17 protein-coding genes are annotated in these 20,502 nt (G+C 68.9%); 15 read left to right on the plus strand and 2 right to left on the minus strand.

The window, feature by feature from the left end; all coding sequences use genetic code 11:
- Positions 1-305 precede the first annotated feature (305 nt).
- Positions 306-950 carry a hypothetical protein gene (locus IC535_RS17765; RefSeq protein ID WP_228887630.1) on the minus strand — a complete coding sequence of 215 codons (645 nt, stop codon included), beginning with the start codon at positions 948-950 and terminating at the stop codon, positions 306-308.
- A 174-nt stretch (positions 951-1,124) separates the two neighbouring features.
- The gene (locus IC535_RS17770) at positions 1,125-3,545 is read right to left on the minus strand and encodes a penicillin-binding protein 1A (protein ID WP_267473103.1); all 2,421 of its coding nucleotides are present in this window, start codon (positions 3,543-3,545) and stop codon (positions 1,125-1,127) included.
- A gap of 225 nt (positions 3,546-3,770) precedes the next feature.
- Here IC535_RS17770 and IC535_RS17775 point away from each other — a divergent pair, with 225 nt between their 5' ends.
- The 15 genes from IC535_RS17775 (at position 3,771) to tkt (ending at position 20,485) form a co-directional block, all read left to right on the plus strand.
- On the plus strand, positions 3,771-4,829 hold the full coding sequence (locus tag IC535_RS17775) for a pilus assembly protein PilM (protein ID WP_343238305.1): 1,059 nt from the start codon (positions 3,771-3,773) through the stop codon (positions 4,827-4,829).
- Positions 4,829-5,680, plus strand: coding sequence for a PilN domain-containing protein (locus IC535_RS17780; protein WP_228887628.1), 852 nt, complete (start codon positions 4,829-4,831; stop codon positions 5,678-5,680). Before IC535_RS17775 ends, IC535_RS17780 begins: the two co-directional genes overlap by 1 nt.
- Positions 5,677-6,345, plus strand: a complete 669-nt coding sequence (locus IC535_RS17785; protein WP_228887627.1) for a type 4a pilus biogenesis protein PilO — start codon at positions 5,677-5,679, stop codon at positions 6,343-6,345. Before IC535_RS17780 ends, IC535_RS17785 begins: the two co-directional genes overlap by 4 nt.
- Positions 6,342-6,875, plus strand: coding sequence for a pilus assembly protein PilP (locus IC535_RS17790; protein WP_228887626.1), 534 nt, complete (start codon positions 6,342-6,344; stop codon positions 6,873-6,875). Before IC535_RS17785 ends, IC535_RS17790 begins: the two co-directional genes overlap by 4 nt.
- A 20-nt stretch (positions 6,876-6,895) precedes the next feature.
- A complete protein-coding gene (locus tag IC535_RS17795) occupies positions 6,896-8,881 on the plus strand; it encodes a type IV pilus secretin PilQ (RefSeq protein WP_228887625.1) in 1,986 nt (661 codons plus the stop codon).
- 242 nt (positions 8,882-9,123) lie between these two features.
- Positions 9,124-9,444 carry a YkgJ family cysteine cluster protein gene (locus tag IC535_RS17800; protein WP_429000416.1) on the plus strand — a complete coding sequence of 107 codons (321 nt, stop codon included), beginning with the start codon at positions 9,124-9,126 and terminating at the stop codon, positions 9,442-9,444.
- Positions 9,445-9,560: 116 nt separating this feature from the next.
- On the plus strand, positions 9,561-10,592 hold the full coding sequence (locus tag IC535_RS17805; RefSeq protein WP_228958701.1) for an AAA family ATPase: 1,032 nt from the start codon (positions 9,561-9,563) through the stop codon (positions 10,590-10,592).
- A 7-nt stretch (positions 10,593-10,599) separates the two neighbouring features.
- Entirely contained in the window at positions 10,600-11,526 is a 927-nt protein-coding gene (locus tag IC535_RS17810) for a DUF58 domain-containing protein (RefSeq protein WP_228887623.1), read from the plus strand.
- Positions 11,523-11,984: a DUF4381 family protein gene (locus IC535_RS17815; RefSeq protein WP_228887622.1), complete on the plus strand. Its 462-nt coding sequence runs from the start codon at positions 11,523-11,525 to the stop codon at positions 11,982-11,984. The genes IC535_RS17810 and IC535_RS17815 overlap by 4 nt, the downstream gene beginning before the upstream one ends.
- A gap of 5 nt (positions 11,985-11,989) precedes the next feature.
- Entirely contained in the window at positions 11,990-12,988 is a 999-nt protein-coding gene (locus tag IC535_RS17820; RefSeq protein WP_228887632.1) for a vWA domain-containing protein, read from the plus strand.
- Positions 12,985-14,724 (plus strand): VWA domain-containing protein, encoded by a 1,740-nt coding sequence (locus tag IC535_RS17825; protein WP_228887621.1) that lies wholly within the window; start codon positions 12,985-12,987, stop codon positions 14,722-14,724. The genes IC535_RS17820 and IC535_RS17825 overlap by 4 nt, the downstream gene beginning before the upstream one ends.
- Entirely contained in the window at positions 14,721-16,406 is a 1,686-nt protein-coding gene (locus tag IC535_RS17830; RefSeq protein ID WP_228887620.1) for a BatD family protein, read from the plus strand. The genes IC535_RS17825 and IC535_RS17830 overlap by 4 nt, the downstream gene beginning before the upstream one ends.
- A 67-nt stretch (positions 16,407-16,473) precedes the next feature.
- Positions 16,474-17,811, plus strand: a complete 1,338-nt coding sequence (locus IC535_RS17835) for a dicarboxylate/amino acid:cation symporter (protein WP_228887619.1) — start codon at positions 16,474-16,476, stop codon at positions 17,809-17,811.
- 77 nt (positions 17,812-17,888) lie between these two features.
- The gene (locus IC535_RS17840; RefSeq protein ID WP_228887618.1) at positions 17,889-18,311 is read left to right on the plus strand and encodes a hypothetical protein; all 423 of its coding nucleotides are present in this window, start codon (positions 17,889-17,891) and stop codon (positions 18,309-18,311) included.
- Between the two features lie 173 nt (positions 18,312-18,484).
- Positions 18,485-20,485, plus strand: a complete 2,001-nt coding sequence (gene tkt, locus IC535_RS17845) for a transketolase (RefSeq protein ID WP_228887617.1) — start codon at positions 18,485-18,487, stop codon at positions 20,483-20,485.
- The last annotated feature ends 17 nt before the right edge of the window (positions 20,486-20,502 follow it).

Below are 20,502 nucleotides of genomic sequence, written 5' to 3' on the forward strand. Positions count from 1 at the left end.
GTAGGTCCGACCCATGGTCGGACACGCATCGTCTCGGCATGGTGCTGTCCGAGCGTGGCTCGGACCTACGCTTTTCCCTGCGTACCAGCCATGTATGGAGGGTTGGCGCGGGGTGGGTTGGCGGGACTGTCGAAAACATGGATGTTTTCGCCAAGCCCCCACGGAGGGGTTCACGACGTGTCCCGCCAACCCGCCCGCGCCAGCCCAATCAGCGCATACGTCGGTCATTGCCGTTGATCTGAGGCTTTAGTGCCCAGCTGACTTCCCGTAAATCGGCGAAGAACCTATTTATGGATGGGGCGGACCTACCGGTCCAGGTAGCTGGCGATCTCTTCGGTGGCCAGCAGCTCGCGCAGCTGGGCCAGCGAGGCGCGCCGCATCGGTTTTTCATCGATGGGCGACAGCGGCGGTTGGCGCAGCGCGTCGTAGGGCAGTACGGCGATGTCGAAGCTCAGCTCCTCGGCGCTGAACACCCACACCGGTGCGTCCAGGGTGCGCTCGCGGTCCAGCCGCAGGCGCCGCGAACGCGATTCGGCCGGGATGCCGTGTTCGTCCAGGAAACGCTGCAGCGCGTCCGGGTCGTCGCTGTGCACCTGCAACTGCACGGGGCTGTTGGCGTCGGCGGTGCCGTCCAGTACCGGGCCGCACAGGCGCGGGGCGAAGTCGTGCAGGAACTCCATCGCGCGCAGCGCGGCCTGGCGGCGCTGGTGCAGCTGTTGCCCGTGGTCGGCACCGGCGAACAGGCGCTGGTATTCGCGCAGCGCGTGTTCGATCTCGGCATTGCGCGGCAACGAGGCATCGTCGTGGATGTCCAGCCGGGCGGCGGCCTTGAGCTTGGCCTGGTGGTAATCGCGGATCCCGCCCTCGGCCATCAGCCGGGCGGCTTCATGGGCGAGCCGGTGGCGGCGCTCGCGGGTCTGGGTGGCTGCATGCTGAGGGGCTCGATGCATGACCGGGATTCCTTGGCGACCTGCCGCGACTGTACACCGCGGATGTGACAAGGGGGTAGAGCCCGGCCACGCCTGGCTGCCCGCGCGATCGGGCATGGGGAGATGGCCGGGCCAGCGGACAACGAAACAGGCCGGGCAATGCCCGGCCTGTTCGATCACGGTGACGCGCCGGCGTCAGAAGATATCGAACGCGGCGTCGTCGGCCTGCGGTATCTGGGCCTCGACGTTGAACTCCTCGATCTTGTCCATGTCCTCGACCTTGACCCACTCGGTGGCGCCGTTGAGGGTAGCCTGGACCATGCCCGACGGCGGCTCGTTCTGCGCGATCGGCACGTCCTTGAGCGCGGCGCGCATGTACTCGATCCAGATCGGCAGCGCGGCCTTGCCGCCGTATTCGCGGTAGCCCAGCGAGCGGAAGTCGTCGCGGCCCACCCAGACGGTGGTGGCGTAGGGGCCGCCAAAGCCGGAGAACCAGGCGTCGCGGTGGTCGTTGGTGGAGCCGGTCTTGCCGCCGACGTCGGCGCGGCCGAGCACCTTGGCCGCGGTACCGGTGCCGCGCTGGACCACGTCGCGCATCATCGACACCAGCTGGTAGGCGGTGCGTGCGTCGATCGCCCGCGGCGCCACCCGCGCATCCGGGTTGACCGGCCTGGCCGGTTCGACCGGCTGCTGCGGCTTGGCCGCGGCGGTGGCCGCCGGCGCCGCGGCGGCGCCGAAGTTGAAGCCGTCCACCACCTGGCTGACCGGCGCGCCGCCGCTGGTGCCGGCGCAGTCGCGGCAGGCCATCGCCGGGTTTTCCTTGAATACCACGTTGCCGTCGCGGTCGGTGACCTGGTCGATCAGCCAGGTCTCCACGCGCGAGCCGCCGTTGACGAACACCGCATAGCCGCGCGCCACCGACAGCGGGGTCAGCGAGGCGGTGCCCAGCGACATCGACAGGTTCGGCGGCAGTTCGGCCTCGGCGAAGCCGAATTCGCTGATGTACTTGCGCGCGTAGTCCACGCCCATGCCATCCAGCAGGCGCACCGACACCAGGTTGCGCGACTGCACCAAAGCCTCGCGCAGGCGCATCGGGCCGCGGAAGCCGCCGCCGTCGTTCTGCGGCGACCAGGTCTTGCCGCGGCGGTCGCGGAACACCACCGGGGCGTCGAGCACGATCGAGGCCGGGTTGAAGCCCTTGTCGAACGCCGCCGCATAGATGAACGGCTTGAAGCTGGAGCCGGGCTGGCGGCGCGCCTGGGTGGCGCGGTTGAACTTGTTGCCGGAGAAGCTGAAGCCGCCGACCAGCGCCTTCAGCGCGCCGCTTTCGGCGTCCAGCGAGACCAGCGCGGACTGGCCGCGCGGGATCTGGTCGAGCAGCCACTCGCCTTCCTTCTCGCCGCGGCGCACCCGCACCACGTCGCCGCGGGTGAGCAGCTTGGCCGGGGTCTTGTTGGTCCAGCGGCTGGCGCTGGCCGGCAGCACCAGTTCGCTGCGGTTGGCCAGCACCACGGTGGCGCTGCCATCGGCGGCGGTGCCGGACACGATCGCCGGCAGCAGCCCGGACTGGGCCACGATGCCCGACAGCTTGGCGGCCATCGCCTTTGCGTCGGCATCGGCGGGCAGCTCGACGTGCTGTTCCACCCCGTGCCAGCCGTGGCGGTGGTCGTAGATGCGCAGGCCGTCGAACACCGCCTGGTTGGCCGCGGTCTGCATGGTCGCGTCGATGGTGGTGGTGACGTGATAGCCCTTGTTGACCACGTCGCCGCCGAAGCGGGCGATCATCTCCTGGCGGACCAGCTCGGCCACGTACGGGGCCTCCACCTGCACCGGCGGCTCATGCGCGCTGGCGTGCATCGGCACCGCCTTGGCGGCGTTGGCTTCGGCCTGGCTGATGAAGCCCAGGTCGGCCATGCGCTGCAGCACGTAGTAGTCGCGCCGTTCGCGGGCGCGCTCGGGGTTGCTGATCGGGTTGCCGCTGGACGGGAACTTGGGAATGCCGGCCAGCGAGGCCATCTCGTCCAGGTCCAGCTTGGCCAGCGGCTTGCCGTAGTAGAACTCGGCCGCGGCGGCCACGCCGTAGGCGCGGTTGCCGAAGAAACTCTTGTTCAGGTACAGCTCGAAGATCTCGTCCTTGCTCAGCTCGGCCTCGATCTTGCGCGCCAGCAGGATCTCGGCCAGCTTGCGGGTGTAGCTGTACTCGGAGCTGAGGAAGAACTGGCGGGCGACCTGCTGAGTGATGGTGGACCCGCCCGGCACGCGCTTGTCGCTGGTGGTGGCCAGCAGCCACACCGCCCGTCCGATGCCCTTGTAGTCGACCCCGCCATGCTCGTAGAAGCGGGCGTCCTCGGTGGCCAGGAAGGCCTGCTTGAGCCGTTCCGGGACCTCCTTCATGGTGATCGGGGTGCGCCGGGACTCGCCGAACACGGCCATCAGCTTGCCATCGCTGGCATACACGTACATGGGCTCCTGCATCTCGATGTTGCGCAGGCTCTGCACATCCGGGAGCTTGGAGGAAATGGCGTAGTAGAGGCCACCGGCAACGGCGGCGCCGATCAGGCCCAGGACCAGGAAGGCGACCAGCAACCAGCGCAGCCAGCGGCGAAAGCGTGTCATCAGTGACAGATTCCGATTGCGAATTTCGTGGCCGCAGAGTATAGATTACACAAGGGAACGGCTGGGGTTGTTCCTGGGGAGCGCAGATCGATCACCGTCTGGGGACGCGTGAAAGTGTGTCGAAATCCACACTTCATGGCGTGATGGTTGCGATTTGCAAAAAAAACGTTATTAATGCGCGGACGCAGGTTCTGCGTTCAAGTGCCCGTCGGCAGGGGAGAAACCGTGGGGCTTATCCCAAAAAGCCAGTCGCCGCTTATTGGCGTCGACATCAGCTCGACTGCAGTAAAGCTCTTGCAGCTTTCCCGCAGTGGCAATCGTTTCCGTGTGGAACACTATGCTGTGGAACCACTTCCGCCGAACGCGGTGGTGGAGAAGAACATCGTGGAAGTGGAAGCCGTCGGTGAGGCGATCCGCCGCGCCGTGAACCGTTCAGGTACCAAGGCCCGGCATGCCGCCGCCGCCGTGGCCGGCTCGGCGGTGATCACCAAGCTGATCCCGATGCCCGCCGACCTGGACGAGAACGACATGGAAGCCCAGGTCGAGCTCGAAGCGGTCAACTACATCCCGTACCCGATCGAGGAAGTGAACCTCGATTTCGAGGTGCTGGGCGCCATTCCCAACAACCCGGAAATGGTCCAGGTGCTGTTGGCCGCGTCGCGTTCGGAGAACGTGGAGCTGCGCCAGTCGGCGCTGGAGCTGGGCGGGCTGACCGCCAGGGTGATGGACGTGGAGGCCTTCGCGGTCGAGAACGCGTTTGCCCTGGTCGCCAGCGAGCTGCCGATCGCCAGCGATGGCGTGGTGGCCCTGGTCGACATCGGCGCCACCATGACCACGCTCAATGTTCTGCGCGGCGGGCGCAGCCTGTACAGCCGCGAACAGGTGTTCGGCGGCAAGCAGCTGACCGACGAAGTGATGCGCCGCTATGGCCTCACCTACGAGGAAGCCGGCCTGGCCAAGCGCCAGGGCGGGCTGCCGGAAAGCTACGGGATGGAAGTGCTGGAACCGTTCAAGGAAGCCACGGTCCAGCAGATCAGCCGCCTGCTGCAGTTCTTCTATGCCGGCAGCGAGTTCAACCGGGTCGACCACATCGTACTGGCCGGCGGTTGCGCGGCCTTGGCCGGTCTGCCGGAGATGGTGGAAGAACAGCTGGGCGTGGCCACCGTGGTGGCCAACCCGCTGGCACAGATGACGCTGGGCCCCAAGGTACAGGCGCATGCCCTGGCCCAGGACGCACCGGCGCTGATGATTGCCACCGGTCTGGCGCTGAGGAGCTTTGACTGATGGCAAGAATCAATCTATTGCCGTGGCGCGCCGAGCGGCGCAAGCAACGCCAGCGTGATTTCTACGGCATGCTCGGGTTCGCCGCCATCGGCGGGGTGCTGCTGTCGCTGTTGATCTGGTTCTACTACGACCGCCAGGTCAGCGGCCAGGGGGATCGCAATACGTTCCTGCAGGCCGAGATCGACAAGGTCAAGGAGCAGAACAAGGAGATCGACCGCCTCGACCGCCAGAAGGACCGCCTGCTGGCGCGCAAGAAGGTGATCGAGGAACTGCAGGCCAAGCGCTCGCAGATGGTGCACCTGTTCGATGCGCTGGTGCGCACCATCCCCGACGGGGTGGTGTTGACCGCGCTCAAGCAGGAAGGCGACATCCTCACCCTGGAAGGCCGTACCCAGTCCAATGCCCGGGTCAGCGCCTACATGCGCAACCTGGAGAACTCCGGCTGGATGACCAAGCCGGAACTGACCATCATCGAGGCCAAGAAGCCTGACGAGAACAAGGATGGCAAGGGGACCGGGCCGGTATCGGACATCACCGCACTGCCGTACATGTTCGAGGTCAAGGTGACCCTGCCGGCGCAGAGCGCACCGGTGGATGGCGTGGTGGTGGAAGGCGGCATGCCCGTTGTGGCCGATCCGGCCGCGGCCCCGGCGGCAACGCCGGCGGTGGCACCGTTGTCGCCGGGCCCTGCGCCCGCAGCGGCACCGGCACCGGCACCGGCACCGGCACCGGCAGGCCCGGCCGCCGCGCCGGCTGCCGATCCGGCCAAGCCGGCCGGCAGCCGCCTGGTTCCGCCCGCCCCGGCCGCACAGCCGGCGGCATCCAGCGCGCTGCAGAAGGGGGCCGCATGAGCCAGAAGATCAACATCAAAGAGCTGGATTTCAACAACATCGGCAACTGGCCGCAGCAGGCCAAGGTGGTGTTCTGCGCGCTGCTGTCGCTGCTGATCGTGCTGCTGGCCTGGTTTGCCCTGATCAGCGGCAAGCGCGAGGAACTGGCGGGCCTGGAGCGCACCGAGACCGAACTGCGTGGCGAGTTCGAGAAGCAGCAGGGGCGCGCGGTCAATCTGGAGCCGCTCAAGCAGCAGCTGGCCCAGATGGAGCAGGTGCTGCAGCAGATGCTGCGCCAGCTGCCCAGCAAGACCGAAATGCCGGACCTGATCATCGACATCTCGCAGACCGCGTTGTCCAGCGGCCTGGTCAACGAGCTGTTCCAGCCCGGTGCCGAATCGCCCAAGGAGTTCTACGCCGAAAAGCCGATCGCCCTGCGCATGGTGGGCAGCTACCACCAGTTCGGTGCGTTCGTCAGCGGCGTGGCGTCGTTGCCGCGGGTGGTCATCCTGACCATGCATGACATCAACCTGAAGCCGAAGGATCCCAAGACCGGCATCACCGCCCGCAGCGGTGCGCTGGAACTGTCCGGCACGGTCAAGACCTACCGCTACCTGGACGACCTGGAAATGGAAGCGCAGGAAAAAGCCGCTGCCGCCGCTGCCAAAGACGGGGGCGCGAAATGAGCCTGGGCACGACCGTACGGGTGTGTGGACTGCTGGTACTGGCCCTGCTGGCCGGCTGTGCGCGTGGCGTGAGCAGTACGCCGGGCGATGCGCCGAACCTGGAAAAGTGGGTGGCCGACGTGCGTGCGCGTCCGGCCCCGCCGCTGGAACCGCTGCCGGTGATGCAGCAGTTCGAAACGTTTGAATACTCCGCGCAGGGGATGCGCGATCCGTTCACCGACGCCTGGACCAATCCGCAGGGCGGCTCGGGACTGCGTCCCGATCCGAACCGCCGCAAGGAGCCGCTGGAAGCCTTCCCGCTGGATGCCTTGGACATGGTCGGCTCGATCGGTAGCGGGGGCGGGCTGGTCGCACTGGTGATCGCGCCGGACAAGGTCACCTATCGGGTGCGTCCGGGCGTGTATCTGGGGCAGAGCGACGGCCGCGTGACCGGGGTCTTCGAAGACCGGATCGAACTGATTGAACTGGTGCCGGATGGCGCGGGCGGCTGGCTGGAACGGCCTGCATCGCTTGCGCTTGAAGATCAATGAATGATTATGGGGATAGCACGATGACCTTTTCCAACGCCATGCGGCAGCGTCCCGACCGGCGCCCGAAGCTGATCCACCTGTGCGCGCTGGGAGTCGCGCTCATGGTGGCCAATGGCACGTTGCTGGCGGCCACGCCCGCCGCCGCAGCGGCAGCGCCGACGGCGGCGGCAGGCGCACCGGCCGCACCGGCGACGCTGTCGGTGTCCAAGATCGACTTCAAGCGCGGTGAAGACGGCGCCGGCCGGCTGATCCTGCAGTTCGACGGCAAGGGGGCCAACCCGGACCTGCGCAACCAGGGCAACAGCGTGCTGATCGATGTCGGCAACGCGCGCCTGCCGGAGAACCTGCAGAAGTCGATCAACGTGACCGACTTTGCCACCCCGGTGCAGCGCATCGATCCCAAGCCCTATGGCGGCGGCACCCAGCTGGTGCTCAACACCAATACCGCATTCGATTCGCTGGCTTACCAGAGCGGCAACGAATACGTGGTGGAGATCAGCCCGCGCAAGGCCGCCCCGGCCACCGGCGCGATCAACGCCGCCACCGTGACCCAGGCGGCGGCCGCGGTGTCGCAGCGCGGCTACAGCGGCAAGCCGGTGACCTTCAACTTCCAGGACGTGCCGGTGCGCACGGTGCTGCAGTTGATCGCCGAGGAGTCCAACCTGAACGTGGTGGCCTCCGACAGCGTCGAAGGCAATGTCACCCTGCGCCTGGTCAATGTGCCGTGGGACCAGGCGCTGGACATCGTGCTGCGCGCCAAGGGCCTGGACAAGCGCCGTGACGGTGGCGTGGTGTGGGTCGCCCCGCAGCCGGAGCTGGCCAAGTTCGAGCAGGACAAGGAAGACGCGCGCATCGCCATCGAGAACCGCGAAGACCTGGTCACCGACTACATCCAGATCAACTACCACAGCGCCACGGCGATATTCAAAGCCCTGACCGAAGCCAAGGGTATCGGCGGCGGCGGTGGCGGTGGTAGCGGCGGCGGTGGCGGCAACGGCAACTCGCAGGAAGACAGCGGTTTCCTGTCCTCGCGCGGCCGCATCGTCGCCGATGAGCGCACCAACACGCTGATGATCAGCGACATCCCCAAGAAGCTCACGCAGATGCGCGAGCTGATCAACGTGATCGACCGCCCGGTCGACCAGGTGCTGATCGAAAGCCGGATCGTGATCGCCACCGACACCTTCGCGCGTGAACTGGGGGCCAAGTTCGGCATCACCGGTAGCCGCGACGACGTGTTCTTCGGTGGCAATGTCACCAGCAACCACGCCAACATCACCGACCGGGCCAAGGTCAACAACGATTACCAGAAAGCACTCAACGAGTGGGCGGCTGGTGGTGGTACCGGCGCGGTGCCGGTGCGCGCACCCAATACCATCAACACCGGTGGGCTGAACTGGAACCTGCCGGTAGCCGCTACCAGCAACCCCGGTTCGCTGGCGCTGTCCATCCTCAACGCCGGTTACCTGCTCGACGTGGAACTGTCGGCGATGCAGCAGGAATCGCGTGGCGAAGTGATCTCCAACCCGCGCGTGGTCACCACCAACCAGCGTGAGGCGGTGATCAAGCAGGGCAAGGAAATCGGCTACGTCACCATCAGCGGCGGCGGTGCGGCCGGCGGCGCGGCGCAGGCCAACGTCCAGTTCAAGGAAGTGGTGCTGGAGCTGAAGGTCACCCCGACCATCACCAACGACAACCGCGTGTTCCTGAACATGTCGGTCAAGAAGGACGAGGTGGAAAGCTACATCGTGCTGGAAGGCTACGGCCAGGTTCCGACCATCAACCGCCGCGAAGTGAACACCGCGGTGCTGGTGGATGACGGCCAGACTGTGGTGATCGGCGGCGTGTACGAGTTCACCGACCGCAACAGCGTCAACAAGGTGCCGTTCCTGGGCGACGTGCCGTTCCTGGGCAACCTGTTCAAGAAGCGCAGCCGCAACAAGGACAAGGCCGAACTGCTGGTGTTCGTGACCCCCAAGGTGCTGCGCGTGGCCAAGACCAACTGAGGTCGGCTACCGCTTTACCGCCAAAGGGCCGCCTCGTGCGGCCCTTTGGCTTGATGCTTCGCCGGTTTGCGCGGCCAACGCAGCCCGACGCCGTGGGGATGGCCGGCGTAGCCGATAGGTCCGACCCGGGGCCGGACGCTCTTCATTCCGGCATCGCGCTGTCCAATCCTGGGCCGGGTCTGCCGGGCGGCGAACCCGACCCGCTTCATCCTGCCTTCGGGAACCGGCAAGGGGACCGCGCTATGCTGGGCGCTGTTTCGTCCCAAAAGCAGGTGAACTCCATGGCAGCGGCCAACTGTTCCAGCTGTGATGCGCGGTGTTGCCGGCTGACCGTGGTGCTCGATGCCTCCGAGCGCATTCCGGCGCACCTGACCACGGAGATGTCCGGTGGCCTGCGGGTGATGGCGCGGGCCGAGGACGGATGGTGCGTGGCGCTGGACCGGGTGCGCATGAACTGCGGCATCTACGAGGAGCGGCCAGCGGGCTGCCGCCGCTTCAAGATGGCCGGCCCTTACTGCAGCGCGATCTACTCCGGCGCTGCAACGCGCTCGAACGCCGCATAGGCGGGGTTCGGTGGGCCATGGTTGCCGCGTTCAGGCAATCTTGATGCGCAGCGGGTTCCCGGCCTGCCATCATGTCGACGGAACCTTACGCGCGCCGCGTGGGTCACATGGATGCCATGACTCTGCCACCCCCCATGCCCGATACCGACGCCCCCACCTTTGCCGCCACCGTCGCGCCCGATCGCCTGCATGACGCCTTCCGCGCGCTGCGCGATGCGCTGTCGGCCGAGATCGTCGGCCAGGGCGCGCTGGTCGAGCGCCTGCTGACTGCCCTGCTGGCCGATGGCCACCTGCTGGTCGAAGGGGCGCCCGGGCTGGCCAAGACCACCGCGATCCGTGCCCTGGCCGCGCGGCTGGAAGCCGACTTCTCGCGGGTGCAGTTCACCCCGGACCTGCTGCCGGCCGACCTGACCGGCACCGAGATCTGGCGCCCGCAGGAGGGCCGCTTCGAGTTCGTGCCCGGGCCGATCTTCCACCCGATCCTGCTGGCCGATGAGATCAACCGTGCCCCGGCCAAGGTGCAGTCCGCGCTGCTGGAAGCGATGGGCGAGCGCCAGGTCACCGTGGGCCGGCACACCTATGCGTTGCCGGCGCTGTTCCTGGTGATGGCCACGCAGAACCCGATCGAGCAGGAGGGCACCTTCCCGCTGCCCGAAGCGCAGCTGGACCGGTTCCTGATGCATGTACGCATCGGCTATCCCGATTCGGATGCGGAGGCGGAAATCCTGCGGCTGGCGCGCGAGCGTGCGCGCGATGCGCTGGGCAGCGCGCCGCCGGCCCCGGCGCGGATGCCGATGGCCGATGTGTTCGCCGCGCGCAAGGCCGTGCTGGAGCTGCATATGGCGCCGGCGCTGGAGCGCTACCTGATCGAACTGGTGCTGGCCTCGCGCGATGCGCGCCGTTACGACCCGGCGCTGGCGCGGCGGATCGCCTGGGGCGCAAGCCCGCGCGGTTCGATCGCGCTGGAGCGCTGCGCGCGGGCCCGTGCCTGGCTCAACGGCCGCGATTTCGTCACCCCCGACGATGTGCGCAGCGTGGCCCCGGACGTGCTGCGCCACCGCGTGTTGCCCAGCTACGAAGCCACCGCCGAAGGCTGGGACGGGGACCGCCTGGTCGCTGAACTGCTGGCACGCGTGCCGGCACCCTGAGCGGCGCATGAGCGCTTCCGACGACAGCGCGGCCAGCCCGACACAGGGCGATGGCCTGCGCCCGAGCCTGGCCGAACTGGTCGCGCTGCGGCGCAGTGCGCATCGCCTGGCGCCGGCCCGGCGCGGCCGGCTCGGCCATGCCGGCAGTGCGCCGGCACCGATGCGCGGGCGCGGCATGGAGTACGCCGAGTCGCGCGAGTACGTGGCCGGCGATGATGCCCGGCACATCGACTGGCGGGTCACCGCGCGCACCGGGCGGGCGCATACCAAATTGTTCCAGGCCGAGCGCGAACGGCTGACCCTGCTGGTCGCCGATACCGACCCGGTGCTGTATTTCGGCACCCGCGTGCGCTTCAAGTCGGTGCAGGCCGCGCGCGTGGGGGCGATCGCGGCCTGGCTGGCGCAGCGCCAGGGCGACCGGCTGGGCGCGTTGCGCGGCAGTACGGTCGAGGCCCCGCTGGCACCGGCCGGGGGCACCCGTGGCGTGCTGCGCGTGCTCGACGCGCTGACCCGCTGGTATGCCCAGCCGCCGGCCGACGATGCCGGGCTGGACCGTGCGCTGGAACATGCCGCGCGGCTGCTGCGCCCCGGTGCGCGGGTGGTGGTGCTGGCCGACCCGACCCGCGCGGCGGCCATCAGCGTGTCGCGCTGGACCGCATTGGCGCTGCATCACGAGGTGCTGGTGATGCTGCTGGTGGACCCGCTGGAACTGGCGCCGCCGTCGGCCGCGCTGGCGTTCCAGTCGCAGGGCCGGCGGGTGCTGCTCGACCTGCACAGCGCCGGCGTGCGTGAGCACTGGCGGCAACGCTTCGTCGCGCCGCTGGAAGAACTGCAGCGCACGCTGGCCTCGCGGCGCATCCAGGTCCATGTGGTCGCCTCCGACGATGCCAGCGATTGCTGGCTGGGCGCGTTGCCGTCGGCGGTGGTGGCATGAGCGCCGCCACCGCGCTGCCGCTGCGCGATGTGCAGTTGCCGCCGCCGCCGGCATGGTGGCCGCCGGCGCCGGGCTGGTGGATGGTGCTTGCCGCCGTGCTGGCGGTGGTGGCCGGCCTGTGGGCATGGCAGGCCTACCGGCAGCGCCGGCGGCGGCGTTGGTTGAACACCTTCGACAACGCGGTGGCGCAAGCCGCCGACCCGGCCGCGCAGGTGGCCGCGATCGCCGAACTGCTGCGCCGCGCCGCACGCACGCGCCAACCCGGTGCGGAACTGCTGCAGGGCCGGGAGTGGCTGGCATTTCTGGACGAGCCGGGCAGTCGCGCTTTCGCCGAAGGCGATGGCCGGCTGCTTTTGGACGGCGCCTACCGTAAGCAGGTGGATGCCGAAGCGGTGCAGCGCCTGCGCGTGCTGGCGCGGACGCGCTTCCTGGCGCTGATGGCGGGGCGCGCGCGATGATCGCGATGAGCCTGCCGGGCTGGCTGTCGTGGCTGGATGCGCTGGCCTGGCCATGGCTGCTGTTGGCGCTGCCGTTGCCGCTGCTGATGCGCTGGTGGCCGCTGCGCGCCGACAACGCCGCCGCCCTGCGGGTGCCCTACGACGCCGACCAGCTGCAATCGTTGGGCGTCGCTGTGGGCGGGGCGTCGCTGGGGGTTGGCCGGGTCCTGCTGTGGCTGGCCTGGATCTGCCTGTGCGTGGCCGCCGCGCGCCCGCAGCAGCTCGGCGAAGCGGTCACGCCGCCGCAGCAGGGCCGACAGATGATGCTGGCCGTCGACGTGTCCGGCAGCATGAGCGAGCCGGACATGCTGCTGGGCAGCCAGGTGGTCGAGCGGCTGACCGCCGCCAAGGCGGTGCTGGCCGATTTCCTCGACCGCCGTGCCGGCGACCGGGTCGGCCTGCTGATCTTCGGCGAGCGCGCCTATACCTTGACCCCGCTGACCCAGGACCTGACCAGCGTCCGCCAGCAATTGACCGACAGCGTGGTCGGCCTGGCCGGCCGCGAGACCGCGATCGGCGATGCGATCGCGCTGGGAGTCAAGCGCCTGCGCGAACAACCGCAGGGCCAGCGCGTGCTGATCCTGCTCACCGACGGGGTCAGCAACGCCGGCGTGCTGCAGCCATTGCGCGCGGCCGAACTGGCCCAGACCGAAGGTGTGCGCGTCTATACCGTGGCCTTCGGTGGCGACGGCGGCTACAGCCTGTTCGGGGTGCAGATCGCCGCCGGCGACGACCCGGTCGACGAAGCCACCCTGCGCAGGATCGCCGAGCTGACCGGCGGCCGTTCGTTCCGCGCGCGCAATACCGATGAGCTGGCCGGCATCTATGCCGAACTGCAGCGCCTGGAGCCGGTCGCCTCGGCCGGCCCGGCGGTGCGCCCGCGGATCGAGCGCTACGCCTGGCCGCTGGCGCTGGCCCTGCTGCTGGGCGCACTGGCCTGGCTGCTGCCGAGGCGCTGGGCATGAACATCGACTGGAACGCGCTGCACCTGGTCCGCCCCGAGGCGCTGTGGGCGTTGCTGGCGCTGCCGCCGATCGCGCTGCTCTGGCACTGGCGGCGGCGCCGCGGCAATGCCTGGCAGGCCAATGTGGATGCGCACCTGTTGCGTCATCTGCTGGTGGCCGGTGGCCGCCGCGCCTGGGGCGGGCTGGTGCTGTTGCTGGCCGGCTGGACGCTGGCGGTGCTGGCGCTGGCCGGGCCGTCCTGGCGCCAGGTTGCCCAGCCGCTGTGGCAATCGCCGTCGCCGCTGGTGGTGGCGCTGGATCTGTCCTCGCGGGTGACCGCCACCGACCTGCCGCCGTCGCGGCTGCTGCAGGCCCGCGCCAAGCTGGCCAGCCTGCTGCGCCAGCGGCAGGGCGGTGAAGTCGCGCTGCTGGCCTATGCCGACGATGCCTACACCGTGGCGCCGCTGACCGAAGACATGGCCAACGTGGCGCTGTACCTGGACGCCCTGGCGCCGACGGTGATGCCCCGCGATGGCCAGCGCGCCGAGCGTGCGCTGCAGGCGGCGGTGCTGTTGCTGCAGCAGTCCGGCGCACGCAGCGGCGACATCCTGCTGCTCACCGACCGCGTCGACGATAGCGACGGCCGTGCCGCCGGCAGTGCCCGTGCGCAGGGGTTCAACGTGTCGGTGCTGGGCCTGGGAACGCCGACCGGCGCGGCCTACCGCAGTGGCGACGGGCAGATTCTGCAGGCGCGGCTGGAAGAAGCGCCGTTGCGCGCGCTGGCTATTGCGGGCGGCGGCCGCTACGCGCGCATCGCCAACGACGATGCCGACCTCAAGGCGTTGGGGGTACTGACCCCGACCATCAGCGCCGATGACCGCCGCGATGGCGACGGCCTGGCCTGGCGCGATGAAGGCTTCTGGCTGCTGCCGCCGCTGTTGCTGCTGTCGCTGTGGGCGTTCCGCCGGCGTGGCCTGGCGATGCTGCTGGTGGCGTGCGTGGCGTTGCCGCTGGCAGCACCGGCACCGGCACAGGCGGCCGAAGGCACGCTGTGGCGGCGCGCCGACCAGGTCGACCAGACCCGCCTGGGCGCCGGCGTGGAGGCGTACCGGCGCGGCGATTTCAAGGCCGCCCAGCAGCAGTTCGAGGGCATCGACAGCGTGCCGGGCTGGTACAACCTGGGCAATGCGCTGGCCCGCCAGGGCCAGTACGACGCGGCCATCGAGGCCTACGACAAGGTCCTGCGCCGGGCCCCGGGCATGCCCGACGCGGTGGCCAACCGCGCCGCCGTGGACGCCGCGCGCAAGCGCAAGCCGCCGACCCCGCCGCAGGGCGGCGATGGTGGGCAATCGCCCAAGCCGCCACCTGGCGCGCAAGGCAAAAGTCAGCAGGGGCAGGACCCGGGCAAGCCATCGCCCGGGCAGCGGCAACCGGCCGACAACGGCCCACCGCCGCCGCAACCGGAGCCGGGCCAGAAAAAGGACGGCCAGGCCAGGCCCGCTGCCGGCAACCCCGATCCGGCCGCGCAGGCGCGCGCCGATGCGGCGCAGCGCGAACAGATGCAGCAGGCGCTGCAGCGCCAGGGCAAGGACGGCAAGGACGCCCCCGCGCAGCGGCAGGCCGCCGAAAGCCCGCAGCAGCGCGAACAGCGCCAGGCGGTGGAAGCCTGGATGCGGCGCGTGCCCGATGACCCGGGCAGCCTGTTGCGGGCCAAATTCCAGTTGGAAAACGAACGCAGGAAACGGGAAGGACGATGAGCGCAGACACCTCCACGCAGCGATGGGCACGCGCCTGCGTCTGGCTGCTGCTGGCCGTCAGCGGATGGGCCCAGGCGCAGCCGCGGGCCTGGCTGGACCGTGACCAGATCAGCGACACCGACGCGGTGACCCTGACCATCGAAACCGATGCCGGCGGCGCGCCGGACTACGGCCCGTTGCAGGCCGATTTCGAGCTGGGCGCACAGACCAGCAGCCGCCAGGTGCAATGGAGCAACGGCTCGACCCGGTCGCAGACGCGCTATGCGGTGACGTTGTCGCCGCGGCGCAGCGGCACCCTGCAGATTCCCCCGCTGCAGGCCGGCAGCGGCCAGACCGCGGCATTGGTGCTGCAGGTCAGCGCCGATGCGGCGGCCGCGCGCGGCAACGCGGCGGTGTTCATGGACGTCGAAGTCGATGACGCCACCCCGTACGTGCAGCAGAGCGTGGGCGTGGTGGTACGGCTGTACTACGCCACCCAACTGCTGTCCGGCGAACTGGTGCTGGATACGCCGCCGGGCGCGTCCCTGCAGCGGGTGGGCGAGGACCGCAGCCTGGTGCGCGAGGTCAATGGCCGCCGCTACAACCTGGTCGAGCGCCGTTTCCTGTTGATCCCCGAGCGCAGCGGTACGCTGGTGCTGCCGGCGGCGCAGTTCAACGGCCGTAGTGCCGGCGGCTTCATGGACAGCATGTTCGGCGGCGATGGCCGGCTGCGTGCGCGTGCGCCCGAACGTACCCTGCAGGTACAGGCGCAGCCGGCGCAGGCGCCGCAGCCGTGGCTGCCGCTGCACGATCTGCGCCTGCGCTATACCGCCGCACCGCGCAGCGGCCGTGCCGGCGAGGCGGCCACGGTGGTGATCGAAGCGACCGCCCAGGGCGCCACCCGCGCGCAGTTCCCGGAATTGCCGGAACTGGATGTCGGCCCGGACGCCCAGGTATTCGCCGAGCCGGCGCAGTACGACGAGAGCTTCAACGGCAGTTCGCCGCAACTGAAGCTGACCCGGCGCTATTCGATCGTGCCGCGCCAGGCCGGAACCCTGCACCTGCCCGGGCCGCGTATGGCCTGGTGGGACGTGCAGGCCGGGCAGGCGCGTAGCGCCGAACTGCCGGACCTGAGCCTGGCGGTGGCCGCCGGCGGCGCCACCGGCAGTGCCGCCCCGATCCCGCTGGACACCGCATCGGCCTTGCCGGGCGGGGCCGCTGCGGCCTCCAGCGCCGTGTCGGTCGCACCGCTGCCGGCACCGGCACGGCCGTGGGGCTGGATCGGCGCGGCGGTCGGCTTTGCCGCATTGTGGCTGCTGACCTTGTTGTGGGGCTGGCGCCGGCGTGGGCATCCGCGCCCGACGGCCGGCCCGGTGCGCGGCCCCGGCCTGGCCCCGGCGGGCACGCCCACGCCGGCCGAGCTGCGCCGGGCGCTGGAAAGCGAGGGGTTGGACGAGATCGTGGCGCTGCTGTGCGCGATGGGTGGGGTGCAGGGCCTGGAGGCCTTGTTGGCGCGGCTGGCCGACCCGCGCCAGCGCGACAGCCTGCTGGCCATGCAGCAAGCGCGATGGAGCGCAGGCAATGGCGATGTCGGGCAGGCCCGGCAGGCCCTGCGTGCCGCGTTCCGTGACGGACCCCACTGGTATGCCCCTGCGGTGGCGGAAAACAATGGCTTGCCACCTCTATACCCTTCGGGGCCGTGAGGGTGCCGCCGGCCCTGGGGGCCGGCTTTGTTAAGCTGATTCCACATCTTTAAAGGAAAGCCGTTCCATGACTGAGGCCGCAAAGACCCGGCAGAAACTGCCCCTGCACTGGAAAATGGCCATCGGCTTCGTGATCGGCCTGGCCCTGGGGCTGACCGTGCATGCCCTCGGTGGCAGCATCCCGGAGCTGAAAGCCGCCGCCAAATGGGTGATGGACTACATCACCTCGCCGGCCTCGAACCTGTTCCTCAACCTGATCTTCATGCTGATCGTGCCGCTGATCTTCTCGGCGCTGATCATGGGCGTGTCGGAGATGGGCGACATCCGCGCGCTGGGCCGGATCGGCTGGAAGACGCTGGCCTATACCATCGTGCTGTCGGGGATCGCGGTGGGCATCGGCCTGGTGCTGGTCAACGTGCTCCAGCCCGGTGCCGGCGTGGACCCGCAGGTGGCGGCGCAGATGCTGGTCGAGAACGCCGAACGCAGCAAGGAAATCGTCGCCGGCATCCATGGCACGCCCAAGGGCATGGACATGCTGTTGTCGATCGTGCCGAGCAATGTGCTCAAGGCCGCCTCGGACAACGGCGCGATCCTGTCGCTGATGTTCTTCGCGCTGATGTTCGGCGTAGGCATGGTGCTGACCGACGAGGCCAAGGTTGCCCCGCTGCGCCGTGCGATCGAGGGCGTCTTCGAGATCTCGATGACCCTGATCAACCTGGTCATCCGGCTGGCCCCGTACGCGGTGGCCTGCTTCATGTTCAACCTGGCCGCGCTGTTCGGCTTTGAACTGATCATCCGCCTGGGCGCCTACGTGGGCGTGGTGGTGCTGGCGCTGGGCCTGCACATGGTGGTGACCTACGGCATCGCGGTGTGGTTGTCCGGGCGCTCGCCGCTGGCGTTCTTCCGCGATACCCAGGAAGCCACGGTGATGGCCTTCTCCACCGCCTCCAGCAATGCCACCCTGCCCACCGCGCTGCGGGTGGCCGACCAGATGGGCCTGCCGCAGAAGGTGTCGCGCTTCGTGCTGACCGTGGGCGCCACCGCCAACCAGAACGGCACGGCGCTGTTCGAGGGCGTGACGGTGATCTTCCTGGCCCAGTTCTTCGGGGTGGACCTGAGCATCGGCCAGCAGGTGATGGTGATGGCGGTCTGCATCCTCGGTGGCATCGGCACCGCCGGCGTGCCCTCCGGTTCGCTGCCGGTAGTGGCGATGATCTGCGCCATGGTCGGGGTCAACCCGCTGGGCATCGGCCTGATCCTGGGCGTGAACCACTTCCTGGACATGTGCCGTACCGCGCTGAACGTCACCGGCGACCTGGCCCTGACCACCCTGGTGGCCAAGGGCGAAGTGGACGATGGCCCGGTGGCGCGGACATTGCCGGCGGAAAACGTCGAGCGCAATTGAACAGCGCATCGTTGCCATGGATACTTGCCCGGCGCATGGAAGGCGCCGGGATTGGCGCCGTGCGGACAGGAGCTGAGATGAGGATTTCGTATCTGACGGTGGCCGCTTTGGCGCTGCTGGCGTTCGACGCCAGTGCCCAGAAGGCCTGTGAAACCAACTACGTCCAGGAAGGCAGTTTCTTTGCCGGACGCAAGTTCACCACCTGGGAGGTGGTCCCGGTGGCGCCGGCCCAGGCGTTCAAGCGGATCAAGATCGAGGGCGTGAAGTCCGGCCTGACCCTGAAGACCTCCGACGAGGAATCGGGCCTGCTGATGTTCGAGCAGAACGCCCAGGGCAGCAAGGGCCAGGTGACCCTGCCGTGGAACGTGCTGATCGAGCCGGAGGGCAAGACCTCCTCCAAGATCACCGTCACCAAGCTGACGCCGGGCGGCTATGCCACCAGCGAGAAATTCCAGCGCGAATCGACCTGCGGCGTGATCCAAGCCGCTTCGACCAAGTAATCCGCCGCCAGGCCGGTTGCCTTGACGCCCCGCCCCTGCGGGGCGTCTTCGTTTATCCCCGGTGGAGCCCTTCACAGGGCGGCCCCGCCGGCGGTACCGGCCTGACCCCGTCGTTGGTCTGTGGGACAATGGGCAGCCCGCAGTTCCGCGGGAGCCTCCCGACTCTCAGAACCATGACGCAGCCTACCCGCCGCCAGTTGGCCAACGCCATCCGCTTCCTAGCCGCTGATGCGGTCGAAACCGCCAAGTCCGGGCATCCCGGCATGCCGATGGGCATGGCCGATATCGCCGAGGTCCTCTGGAACGACTATCTCCGTCACAACCCGAACAATCCCAAGTGGTTCAACCGCGACCGCTTCGTGCTGTCCAACGGCCACGGCTCGATGCTGCAGTACGCGCTGCTGCACCTGAGCGGCTATGACCTGCCGATCGAGCAGCTCAAGCAGTTCCGCCAGCTGGGCAGCAAGACCGCCGGCCACCCCGAGCACCATGAAACCCCCGGGGTGGAAACCACCACCGGTCCGCTCGGCCAGGGCCTGGCCAACGCGGTCGGTTTCGCGCTGGCCGAGAAGCTGCTGGCGCAGCGCTACAACCGCCCCGAGCATGAGATCGTCGACCACCGCACCTGGGTATTCCTGGGCGACGGCTGCCTGATGGAAGGCATTTCGCACGAAGTGGCCTCGCTGGCCGGCACCTGGGGCCTGGGCAAGCTGGTCTGCTTCTGGGATGACAACCACATCTCCATCGACGGCAACACCGAAGGCTGGTTCACCGACAACACCCCCGAGCGTTTCGAGGCCTATGGCTGGAACGTGGTGCGCGGCGTCGATGGCCACGACCCGGACAGCATCAAGGCGGCCATCGACAGCGCCCTGGCGCAGTTCGACAAGCCGACCCTGATCTGCTGCCGCACCACCATCGGGTTCGGTTCGCCGGGCAAGGCCGGCAAGGAATCCAGCCACGGCGCGCCGCTGGGCAAGGACGAGCTGGAAGCCACCCGCAAGCAGCTGGGCTGGAACTACGGCCCGTTCGAGATTCCCGAAGAGATCTACGCCGGCTGGCGCGCCGGCGGTACCGGCACCCTGCGCCAGGCCGAGTGGGAACAGCAGTTCGACAAGTACGCCAGGCAATTCCCGAGCGAAGCCGAAGAACTGACCCGCCGCTCGCACGGTGAGCTGCCGGCCGACTTCATCGCCAAGGCCGATGCCTATATCGCCCAGGTCCAGGCCGAAGGCCAGACCATCGCCTCGCGCAAGGCCTCGCAGCTGGCGATCGAAGCGTTCGCGCCGCTGCTGCCGGAACTGGTCGGCGGTTCGGCCGATCTGGCCCATTCCAACCTGACCCTGTGGAAGGCCAGCAAGTCGGTGGCCACCGACGACCCGAACGCCAACTACGTGTATTACGGCGTGCGCGAGTTCGGCATGACCGCGATCGCCAACGGCCTGGCGCTGCACGGCGGTTTCATTCCGTTCGACGCCACCTTCCTGGTGTTCAGCGACTACGCCCGCAACGGCGTGCGCATGAGCGCGCTGATCCCGGCGCATGCGATCCACGTCTATACCCACGACTCGATCGGCCTGGGCGAAGATGGCCCCACCCACCAGCCGGTGGAGCACCTGGCCTCGCTGCGCTACATCCCCAACAACGATGTGTGGCGCCCGTGCGATGCGGTCGAGTCGGCGGTCAGCTGGAAGTCGGCGATCACCCGTACCGACGGCCCGAGCTGCCTGGTGTTCAGCCGCCAGAACCTGCCGCACCAGCCGCGCAGCGCCGAGCAGGTGGCCCAGATCGCGCGCGGTGGCTACGTGCTGGCCGACGCCGAGGGCGGCGTGCCGGACGTGATCCTGATCGGCACCGGTTCGGAAGTGGGCCTGGCGGTGGCGGCCAAGGCCGAGCTGGATGTGGCCGGGATCAAGACCCGCGTGGTGTCCATGCCGTCCACCGATGTGTTCGAACGCCAGGATGCGGCCTACCGTGAGTCGGTGCTGCCCAACGCGGTGCGCAGGCGGGTGGCGGTGGAAGCCGGTGTCACCGGGTTCTGGCGCCAGTACGTGGGCCTGGACGGTGCGGTGATCGGCATCGACAGCTTCGGCGCCTCGGCGCCGGCCGACGCGCTGTACAAGCACTTCGGCATCACCACCGAAGCCGTGGTGGCCGCCGCCAAGGCGCTCTGACCCCAGCGGCATTCGCG

It is taken from the genome of Stenotrophomonas rhizophila, from assembly GCF_020857975.1.
Classification (GTDB): Bacteria; Pseudomonadota; Gammaproteobacteria; order Xanthomonadales; family Xanthomonadaceae; genus Stenotrophomonas; species Stenotrophomonas rhizophila_C.